Origin of the sequence: Microcystis sp. LE18-22.4A, from assembly GCF_027531105.1 — a bacterium.
Lineage (GTDB): Bacteria > Cyanobacteriota > Cyanobacteriia > Cyanobacteriales > Microcystaceae > Microcystis > Microcystis aeruginosa.
In genome coordinates this window covers 1-9,363 of sequence record NZ_JAPZRB010000074.1, presented here as the reverse complement: position 1 = coordinate 9,363, position 9,363 = coordinate 1, and the positions used below count along the sequence as shown (strand labels likewise).

The following is a 9,363-nucleotide window of genomic DNA, read 5'->3' as shown; positions in this document are numbered from 1 at the left end:
CAGGTGGTCAACTACCTAATTTTCAGGGAAAAAGTACCTGAATTTTCCCCCCTATCCCCGCAATGGCTGGCACTTTTTGAGGGGAAAAAAGTCCAAAAGTCTTATCCAACAAGGTTTTTAGATTTATTCAGCAAACCCTATTTTAGGCTTTGGCTTTCTTGTTCACTCTAAAATTGAGTTGAGAATTACCACGGCCGTGGAGATATAAAATTAGAAAATACGACCACCTCGACGGTTGGGAGCTAAACCACGATTACTGGGTGTAAAGCAGTAGGCATCGCGATTGATTCGTCGAATATTCTCCTGTAAAAATCGATCACAATTGCCCTCTGGAACGATAATTGTTTGATAGAGCGATTTTCCCGATAGATTACGATAGTAAGGAATCCAAAGAATACCCAGATTTTGAAACCCATATTTGAAGTGTAGTTCTTCCCCGCGTTTCTTTGCTTCGTATTCGGTCTTCCAAGCTGACTCGGCAATTACTCGCAGACCTTCAAAATCGGCACTGTGCCAGTCAAGACGTGGAGCTGCGAAAACCTCACCGAAAAATGTACCCGAAAATGCCATGGACATCATCAATAAAGTGATTTCTTTTCTGATATTCACGAAAAATTGATAACTGAAATATTTTTTATTTTAACCTCAGTTCGAGATAAGCCGAAACCCTAATTTTACCCTAGCCAGTCAGCCCTATTCTTTCCTGAAAGTCATGGCAAAATCTGCTGGGTGCATCTCATGTTTGTAAATCTACCAAGTTGGGATTTTTACGGGGAAACTCCTCGATAAAATTGGGCGTTACTTGCGATTTTATCACTCAATCCCAGCTTTTGGGGGGTTCTACCCCCCAAACCCCCCGTTGGGGGCGTGGCGCCGCCCCCAAACCCCCCGCGCATTAGCTTTTCGGTGGGATGCTTACAGGCAGCTGCTGATACATTTGTCATCATCTAAGAGTCACTGATAATTGCTGATTATCGGTATTTCTGCAAATGTGAGATGCACCCAATCTGCTTAACCCGAACTGAAGTTATTTTAGCCAGATATCTCCTTTCTTTTCTGTCTTTTCGCCTTTTTTGCTCTCAAAGCTCTGGCAGCCAAAATTTTGTCATCGATTGACGTTGTTAATAGTGGGATTAACTCCCCATCCAACTTTAAAAACCCGCTCCCTTGTCCCCACTTCCCACTTCCCACGAAAAACTTTTTGCCGCAAACCCTAGTTAATAACTTAACTTCAGAGCATTTACAGGTACATCATCCCAAGACTCTACGGTTCTTAAAACTGCCACCCATCCCGCTTGTTTTTGTTCGTCCGTAAGACTGGTTAACCAACTTTGATGACAATCTTTTGCTGCTTGTTCGTCTTGACAGGCAATACAAGCTTGTACTAAACCACAGGGATCAATCTGTTCATTTACCCAAATAATCATAGTTAATAGCCCTACTTAACTTTATTATTATAATCCATCGATCGCCCACAGAGAAACTTTTGATATTCATAACCTGTTACATAATTTGAGGATAACTCTGAGAGTTGACAGTCCGCTCGATCTATTGAAGAATGGAAATTAATTAACCATAATTCAAAAAGGGGAGAAGATGGCAGATTAAAATTTGGCTTTTGTTCTGGGTTAACTAAGATAAACTGAGGGTTCTTATCGGGAAATCTTTGGTTAAATTCCCAAGCAATTCCCATCATTTCTCCCACCTGCACTAAACTCCTATAGCTAGTGGCAATTACTAACGGATAACGGCTATTATTTTCGATGGTGGTAACTAATTTATCTGGGCGATAATACTTACGATAGCCTAAATTAAAAGTCACACTTAGGGAACTAACTAAAGCCATGATAATTACAATAATTACGATTTTTTGCTGCTTCCTTTGCCAACAATTGTCTAATAAAATTGCTAGAATTAAAATTACCGAGGGAAAGTAAACAAAACTATATCTAGCTCCCCGGGTAATATCGACCGAGAGCAGATAGGTGATGACAAAGAAAATAGCAATTGAACTGAGAAAAAATGCCGAGATAATGCCTAATTCTGGTTTATAGGAGTCTAGCCACGCTGTTTTTAATTGTGGGATAATCCAGAGAAAAAACCCGATCATTATTGCCCCAGAAATCAAGATAATTATTAAAGATTCTGATTCAACGGGGAGCAGGGAAAGCATGGTGATTAATGTTCCCAGCAATTGAAAAAAGGGGCTAATTACTGCTAAAAAACTATCATTGTCTCTCTGAATCCAACCGGTCATCTGATTGCCATAATCTTTGGGTACAAACGTGATCAACCAAATAACAATAAAGCTCAAGTTACCTAAAAAAACTAAACTTAAACGCCACCAATTAGTTATCCAAAAGTTTTTTTGTTGGATTTGATTGAATAAAATCAATAATAAAGTTATTGCTTCCGCTAGGATAGTTAAACTAAAAAAATAGTGGACTAATAACCCTAGACAGTTGACAATTAACCAGAAAAAAACCAAAGTATGGGATATTCTCTTATGGTCGATAATTTTGATGCTTGCCTTAAGAAAACAGCCTAAAGATATGAGGACAAATACAACCGCTAAAGTATAATGACGCGCTTCTTGGGAGATAAAAACCGCGTAGGGAGAAACCGCCATTAAAATCGCCGCCAGAAAAGCGATCGAGCCTGATTTAAATACCAATTTACTGATAAAATAAATTAAAGGAATCGAAATAACTCCCCAAAAAACTGCCAGTGATCGCATTCCTTCTAAAGACACATATTCTCCCCGATCAAAGAATAATTTATTCCAGAGATAGGCGAAAATAAAATATAAAGGTGGATGATTGTCCTCCTGAATAACTAATTTAATTACATCGGCAATAGTTGCCTGATGGTTGCTCTGGAGAGGTGCTAATAAAGTGGCGAGGGAAATTATCTGATTTAACGGCACTATCTGGTAATTATTGCCAATACTAAAAACCATAGTGGCAAATTCATCCGTCCAGGGAGGTTTGCTAGTTAATTGTGTTAACCTAATAACCAGTCCCAAAATTATTACTAATCCTAACCAGCAAAAATCAGACCAAGCTAACCGCTCCTTGCTTCTTTGTTGTAGATCAGAAATGACTGTAGATAAATTCAATTTAATTGTTATCTCCAAAAGATTCGATTATTTTAACCGCTTCCGATGGGGAAATATCCTGACGGCAATTAGGATAATCATACTCCTCCCGGGCAATTAATGCCCCACTGAGACGATAAAAATATTCTCCCATTTTCATCCAATCGGAATACAAATCGGGTTCGGGAAATTGTTGCCTTAATTCCGAGTCTTTGGGTGTACCATAATTGAGCCAGTATCCTTCTCCAAATAGTGGAGAATTGAGCGCTAGGGTTCCCTCTAATTCTAAACCATCATCGCCCCTGGCGTTTTCGATTCCTTCCACCAAAAAACAGCTATTCTCGGCATTTTCAAAGAGGACTGCGTATCCATTCCCCTCTTCTGCGAGGATTTTAATCTCGCTGGCCCGAAATCCGGGAGGGATATAGTTAGGTAAAATAATCTTAGCATCTAGCGATCGCAGTTGTTGCCGTTGACTGGCGCTCAAAGTTACCGTTTCTGCTCTCAGATATTGCCCCTTGTCAATAATAACAATAGATAATCCTAAAACTAAAGGCCAGAAAAATTTTATGGTCATAATCGCTGTTTCTAGGGTCATATTCTGGAGAATATGTCAGTTTTTAGGCAATTTACTGATTATTTAACCAGATTAATGACGAATATTGCCCTTTTCCTGTTCCCGATTCCCTATTTACCCATTCTAATCGACAAAAAATCATAGCTTATCTGTGGATTCCACTTTTTTCCACTTCTGTCACCCGGAATTATGGGACTGACATCACCCCAAACCCTCTCGTATTCTAAGGTTATCGACAGGAAAGAGAGGTAACAACCATGTTAGTCAGCCACCAAAATCCAACTTTTGTCCGTAACTACTTAATCGCAGTTATCTCCGTGGTGATGATGGGTGTGGGAGTTGCCGATCTCGTCAATAATCCCTCTCGAATCGCTCAACAAAACCGTCTTGATGGTTATGGTCGCTATGTTAGCGCTGGTTTGGTTAGCGGTGCGGTCAATAATATGCGTTAATTTGCCTCTGATTCTCAATCCTGTTGAAAAGGTGTGAGGAATTATGAATTATGAATTATGAATTATGAACTGGGGAGAATAAATAAAAATAATCTCCTGATAACTAATAACTGATAACTGATAACTGATAACTGATAACTGATAACTGATAACTGAAACCGCTTAAACCCAAGAATGGAGAGCGCGTAATTGTGGCGTTTTTTTAGCTTGGTGGCTCTGCATTCTTTGTAAAACATCATCGAGAATTGTCACCGCTTCACGGATATATTCCCCCTTATTAAGCATGACACATTCGGCTCTTTCGGCCATAGCGGCATCCGTAATCTCGGCCCGGGAAGGAATACTTTTCTTGACCAGATTTTCTAGGACTTGGGTGGCCCAAATTACCGGAATATGGGCCGCTTCGCATAACCAGAGAATTTCCTCTTGAATTTCTGCTAGTCTTTGATAGCCAATTTCTACGGCCAAATCACCCCGGGCAATCATCACCCCAAAAGGTTGTTTACCGGCGGCATGGATGATTAATTCGGGTAGATTTTTCACGGCTAAAGGTGTTTCTATTTTGGCCACGATTGCTTTTTGTCGCCAAGCATCCCCCAAACGACTTTGTAACTCTAGCTGTAGTGTCTCGATATCGCTGGCTTTTTGCACAAAAGAGTAACCGATAATATCGGCATTTTGGGCAATAAAATCTAAATCTTGCCGGTCTTTTGCGGTCAAAGGATCGATATTTAAGACGGTATCGGGGAAATTTAGGCCTTTATCTGCTTTGAGTTTTTCCCCTTTCTCCCTGGCGTGGGTAATTTTTAGTAAAAGACCTTCCGGCATTATGGCAATAACTTCAGCCCCGATATGACCATCATCAATCCAAACTTTCGCCCCGACGGGAATTTGGGGAATAATCTCCGGTTGGGAACAATTAGCCTGAAAATACTGAGGATGGGCAGTGTGGGGGGGTTGGGTGGTTAAGAGGAGAAAATCCCCTTGATATAGTCTGGTTTGGGACTGGGGGGCTAAAATCTGTTCTAAACGGATTTTTGGGCCAGCTAAGTCCATATAAACCTTACAGGTATGTCCATTGACTAAATTTTCGGGATTTTTGACCGCCTCGCGCAGATTTTCGATCATTCCCTGCCACTCTTTGGGTCCATCATGGGCGCAATTAATGCGAATACAGTCCATCCCGCAACGCAGTAATTGAGCGATAAAATCGGGGTCGGTTGCCGCCTCCGTCGGCATTGTCACCATAATTCGCACCCGACGCCGGGGGGAAGGCAGACCGAAAACTTCGGCGCTATGGGAGGCTAAAAGTTGATCTCCTTGGAAAAATGCCTCTAAAGGGGGATGTTTGGGTAATAATGAGGCTTCTTGATGACAAACCGCCCCTAAAGTGGCAATTACCGCATCGAGAGTCGGTAAAACTTTCGATTCAATCCGGCCTAGGGAAGATAATCCCCAGGGCATTAAAGCTAATTGTAAATCCCGGATATCTTCTTGTCTCAGGGCGAGATAATAGGCTAAATTACGGGTGCTAGGTTGAAAATTCTCCTTTTCAATGAGGTTTTTCCACTGCTGCAATTTCTCCTCTCCTTCCACTGTCACAAAATGCCGTAACCTTTGCAGATGATGGAGGAGAGTTTGGGGATAGGATAATTGTTCTCGCTTGAGTTGTTCTGAGAGAGTTAAAGACATAAAATTGAGTAAAAAGTAAAAATCGTCAATTAAGTAGGGAGGCACAATTATTTGTAGGATGGGTTAGCGGTAGCGTAACATGAGCGGGCGTTGGGTTTCATGCTTCAACCCATCCTACGTTCATCTTATATTTAATTCCACCCACCTACTTACTAAGGCAATACTCATCTAGAAAATGCTCACTTTCGCCGCTTATATTGCTTTTGGCTGGTTATGGGGTCAGTTATCGGGTATAATCTCTCTGTTTCTATACTAAGCAAATATCCCGTCTCTAGAAGTTAATTTTTGCTACGATTTATGGCGGTTATCTTAACGGTGAGGTGGGAAGTTTTGGTTTTCGGTGGTCGGTGGTCGATACTAAAAAAGCTAGGTTTATCGGTGAAAAATTATCGATAAGCTTCCCTGTCTTATGCCTTTGATAAAATTTAAAATAATGGCGTACATTGGCTGAATCAATTATCTTTTTTGAGCTATATTCAGGCTGTATAAAGTGATTAGTAACTACAGTATTAAGTTTTATGAAGGGAGGGAATGCTCCAGAATCGCGACTATAATGATTAAACAGATCATTCCTGTGTCGGCGAGAGCGAGAAAATATGTCTGCCACTGAATACGAAGCAATTATCGGTTTAGAAACCCACTGTCAACTCAACACCAAAAGCAAGATATTTTGTCCCTGTCCCACCAACTTCGATAGTCCCCCCAATACTAACGTCTGTCCCATCTGTTTGGGTTATCCGGGGGTATTACCCGTCCTTAACCAAGAAGTCCTGGCCAGTGCCGTTAAACTGGGATTAGCTATCGATGGTAAAATCACACCTCATAGCAAATTCGATCGCAAACAGTATTTTTATCCCGACCTGCCGAAAAATTATCAAATTTCCCAGTATGATCTCCCTATTGTCGAACAGGGTCAACTAGAAATCGAGATCGTCGATAAAAAAACTAAGGAAGTTAGCCGCAAAATTATTGGCATTACCCGTCTGCACATGGAAGAAGACGCGGGAAAACTGGTTCATGCTGGCAGCGAACGTCTCTCCGGTTCCACCCATTCCCTCGTGGATTTTAATCGTACAGGTGTACCATTATTAGAAATTGTCTCGGAACCGGATTTACGCACCGGGGCCGAAGCGGCGGAATATGCCCAAGAATTACGGCGTTTAGTGCGTTATCTCGGCATCAGTGACGGTAATATGCAGGAAGGTTCCCTGCGCTGCGATGTCAATATTTCCGTTCGTAAAAAAGGCACTAAAAAGTTCGGGACTAAGGTAGAAATTAAAAATATGAACTCCTTTAGTGCTATCCAAAAAGCCATAGAATACGAGATAGATCGACAAATTGAAGCGATCGAAAATGGCGAACTGATCCTACAGGAAACCCGTCTTTGGGAAGAAGCTACTCAACGGACGATTAGTATGCGGAAAAAAGAAGGTTCTAGCGATTATCGCTATTTTCCCGAACCGGATTTACCCCCCCTAGAAGTCTCCCCCGAACAGTTAAAAGCTTGGGCGGAAGAATTACCGGAATTACCCGCTCGTAAACGTCGTCGTTATGAAGAAGAATTTGGTCTTTCCGCCTACGATGCCAGGGTTTTAACCGATGATCGCACCGTGGCCGAATATTTTGAAACTGCTGTAATTGCGGGGGCCAATGCGAAATTAGTCGCTAACTGGATCAGTCAAGATATCGCCGCTTATTTGAATAATAATAAGCTGACGATCACAGAAATTGCCCTGCAAGCGTCAGACTTAGCCGAATTAGTTAAACTGATTGAAACCGGAACAATTAGTGGCAAAATTGCTAAGGAAATTTTACCCGAACTTCTCAGCCAAGGCGGTTCACCTAAAGCGCTGGTGGAAAAGAAAGGATTAATACAAATTTCTGACAATTCTGCGATCGAAAAACTGATCGAGGAAATTATCGCCTCCCATCCAAGCGAGTTAGAAAAATTCCGGGCGGGTAAAACCAATCTTAAGGGATTTTTTGTCGGTCAAGTCATGAAAAAAAGCGGCGGTAAAGCCGATCCTAAATTAACTAGCCAAATCTTAGATCAAAAACTTTCTGGTTAGTTATATTCAGTGATCAGTAATCAGTAAACAGTAATCAGTGGGGAGCTTTTTTTCAGTGTTCAGTAAACAGTAATCAGTGAACTTAAAACTCAAATCTGATAACTGGTAACTGGTAACTGATAACTGATAACTGATAACTGGTAACTGATAACTGATAACTGATAACTGATAACTGATAACTGAAAATGACCTCGCAATTAAAGCCTAATAGCCCAAAAATCCTCGCTGTTGTCAACGGTAAAGGTGGTGTGGGTAAAACCACCACTGCGGTCAATTTAGCGGCAATTTGGGGGCAGAATCAGCGTGTTTTGCTGGTGGATGCGGATCCGCAGGGTTCCTCCACTTGGTGGGTAGAAAGAAATCAAGCGGGTATGGTATTTGATTTAGCCAAGCAAATTAATACAGAGAAATTAGGAGAATTGCGTCAAATTATCGAGTACGATCTGATCGTGATTGACACACCACCAGCTTTGCGCTCCGAATTACTTACGGCAGTAATAGCAGAATCAGATTATTTAATTTTACCGACTCCTCCCGCACCGATGGATTTAATGGCTTTAATTGACACGGTACGCACGGCAGTTAAACCCCTAGGAATTGCCTATCGGGTTTTATTAACAAAAGTGGATTCTCGTAGTCTTAAGGAAACTTTGGAAGCACAAAATACTTTATTAGAATTAGGTATTCCCGCCTGTCATGCTTTTGTCAGAAATTATAAGGCCCACGAAAAAGCCGTTTTAGACGGGGTTGCTATTACCAATTGGCGCGGTAAAAATGCCCAAGAAGCCAGCGCCGATTATCGTCGTGTGGCCGAAGAATTAGAACGGGATTGGTAGATTTATGGACAGGTTTTCTAAGGACAATATTTTTGCAGTAAAGAAATCACTAAATCTAGACCATCGGGCTGAACTTGAACAGTATAGGCTTCGGCTTCAATTTGTCTGCTAAAACCCTGATAATTCATAAAAAATCTTCTGGTCATTGCCGGTGGTTCTATGGCTAAATTAAGAGCTTTAACTGTTTTGCCTCCATGACAAAGTTGAGCGGCATGGACAGCTTCATGAATTAATGTTGGTCGGGCAATACCTAAGTCAAAAACCAGGGGATGAATCCAAATAATTCTAGTTTTACTATCAAATAAACCGTAGGCTCCTCGCACTGGTGGTGGGGCAAGTTTGACGATAAAATTGTGTTTTTCTAAAGCTTTCTGCAGCTGGAGAAAATCAGGGTTTGCCGCCGATAAATTTTCTCCTGCAGCCAATTGCATCCCTAGAAAAACAGCAGCGATTGTGTAATAAATGCCCATCCGGTGATAGTTCCTATTAAAAAAATAAGTAGGGTTTGCTGAATAAATCTAAAAACCTTGTTGGGTAAGACTTTTAGACTTTTTGTCAATCAAAAAGTACCGGGCATGGGAGTGATCAGGGGGAAAATTCCTGGACTTTTTCCCTGAAAATTAGGTAATTGGCCCCCTCA

At 41.3% G+C, this 9,363-nt stretch carries 9 protein-coding genes; 3 read left to right on the top strand and 6 right to left on the bottom strand.

The genetic code is table 11. The annotated features are described in order from the left end of the window. Positions 1 to 210: 210 nt before the first annotated feature. From O9295_RS03260 to O9295_RS03245, 4 genes are all read right to left on the bottom strand, one after another. Complete coding sequence (locus tag O9295_RS03260) at positions 211 to 609, bottom strand: hypothetical protein (protein WP_287732806.1); 399 nt, start codon at positions 607 to 609, stop codon at positions 211 to 213. A 608-nt stretch (positions 610 to 1,217) separates the two neighbouring features. After that, a complete protein-coding gene (locus O9295_RS03255; protein ID WP_002739214.1) occupies positions 1,218 to 1,427 on the bottom strand; it encodes a hypothetical protein in 210 nt (69 codons plus the stop codon). Between the two features lie 11 nt (positions 1,428 to 1,438). Then, on the bottom strand, positions 1,439 to 3,118 hold the full coding sequence (locus O9295_RS03250) for a glycosyltransferase family 39 protein (protein WP_288031653.1): 1,680 nt from the start codon (positions 3,116 to 3,118) through the stop codon (positions 1,439 to 1,441). Position 3,119: 1 nt separating this feature from the next. Next, the gene (locus O9295_RS03245; RefSeq protein ID WP_061432565.1) at positions 3,120 to 3,695 is read right to left on the bottom strand and encodes a cupin domain-containing protein; all 576 of its coding nucleotides are present in this window, start codon (positions 3,693 to 3,695) and stop codon (positions 3,120 to 3,122) included. 236 nt (positions 3,696 to 3,931) lie between these two features. Here O9295_RS03245 and O9295_RS03240 point away from each other — a divergent pair, with 236 nt between their 5' ends. Next, positions 3,932 to 4,126 carry a hypothetical protein gene (locus tag O9295_RS03240; RefSeq protein WP_002738625.1) on the top strand — a complete coding sequence of 65 codons (195 nt, stop codon included), beginning with the start codon at positions 3,932 to 3,934 and terminating at the stop codon, positions 4,124 to 4,126. 162 nt (positions 4,127 to 4,288) lie between these two features. Here O9295_RS03240 and O9295_RS03235 read toward each other — a convergent pair whose 3' ends face one another. Next, positions 4,289 to 5,818 carry a pyruvate kinase gene (locus O9295_RS03235; protein ID WP_043999463.1) on the bottom strand — a complete coding sequence of 510 codons (1,530 nt, stop codon included), beginning with the start codon at positions 5,816 to 5,818 and terminating at the stop codon, positions 4,289 to 4,291. Positions 5,819 to 6,414: 596 nt separating this feature from the next. Between O9295_RS03235 and gatB the strand changes: the two genes are divergently transcribed. Both gatB and O9295_RS03225 read left to right on the top strand, forming a co-directional pair. Then, positions 6,415 to 7,887, top strand: coding sequence for an Asp-tRNA(Asn)/Glu-tRNA(Gln) amidotransferase subunit GatB (gatB, locus tag O9295_RS03230; RefSeq protein ID WP_288031649.1), 1,473 nt, complete (start codon positions 6,415 to 6,417; stop codon positions 7,885 to 7,887). A gap of 185 nt (positions 7,888 to 8,072) precedes the next feature. After that, positions 8,073 to 8,723 carry a ParA family protein gene (locus O9295_RS03225; RefSeq protein ID WP_002745320.1) on the top strand — a complete coding sequence of 217 codons (651 nt, stop codon included), beginning with the start codon at positions 8,073 to 8,075 and terminating at the stop codon, positions 8,721 to 8,723. Positions 8,724 to 8,740: 17 nt separating this feature from the next. Here O9295_RS03225 and O9295_RS03220 read toward each other — a convergent pair whose 3' ends face one another. Continuing rightward, on the bottom strand, positions 8,741 to 9,193 hold the full coding sequence (locus O9295_RS03220; RefSeq protein WP_288031648.1) for a DUF8637 domain-containing protein: 453 nt from the start codon (positions 9,191 to 9,193) through the stop codon (positions 8,741 to 8,743). Between the last annotated feature and the right edge of the window lie 170 nt (positions 9,194 to 9,363).

What these genes read in the sequence shown, in the direction of transcription:
- O9295_RS03255 (WP_002739214.1), bottom strand. Translation starts at nt 1,427, where the DNA reads ATGATTATTTGGGTAAATGAACAGATTGATCCCTGTGGTTTAGTACAA.
- O9295_RS03245 (WP_061432565.1), bottom strand. Translation starts at nt 3,695, where the DNA reads ATGACCCTAGAAACAGCGATTATGACCATAAAATTTTTCTGGCCTTTA.
- O9295_RS03240 (WP_002738625.1), top strand. Translation starts at nt 3,932, where the DNA reads ATGTTAGTCAGCCACCAAAATCCAACTTTTGTCCGTAACTACTTAATC.
- O9295_RS03235 (WP_043999463.1), bottom strand. Translation starts at nt 5,818, where the DNA reads ATGTCTTTAACTCTCTCAGAACAACTCAAGCGAGAACAATTATCCTAT.
- gatB (WP_288031649.1), top strand. Translation starts at nt 6,415, where the DNA reads ATGTCTGCCACTGAATACGAAGCAATTATCGGTTTAGAAACCCACTGT.
- O9295_RS03225 (WP_002745320.1), top strand. Translation starts at nt 8,073, where the DNA reads ATGACCTCGCAATTAAAGCCTAATAGCCCAAAAATCCTCGCTGTTGTC.
- O9295_RS03220 (WP_288031648.1), bottom strand. Translation starts at nt 9,193, where the DNA reads ATGGGCATTTATTACACAATCGCTGCTGTTTTTCTAGGGATGCAATTG.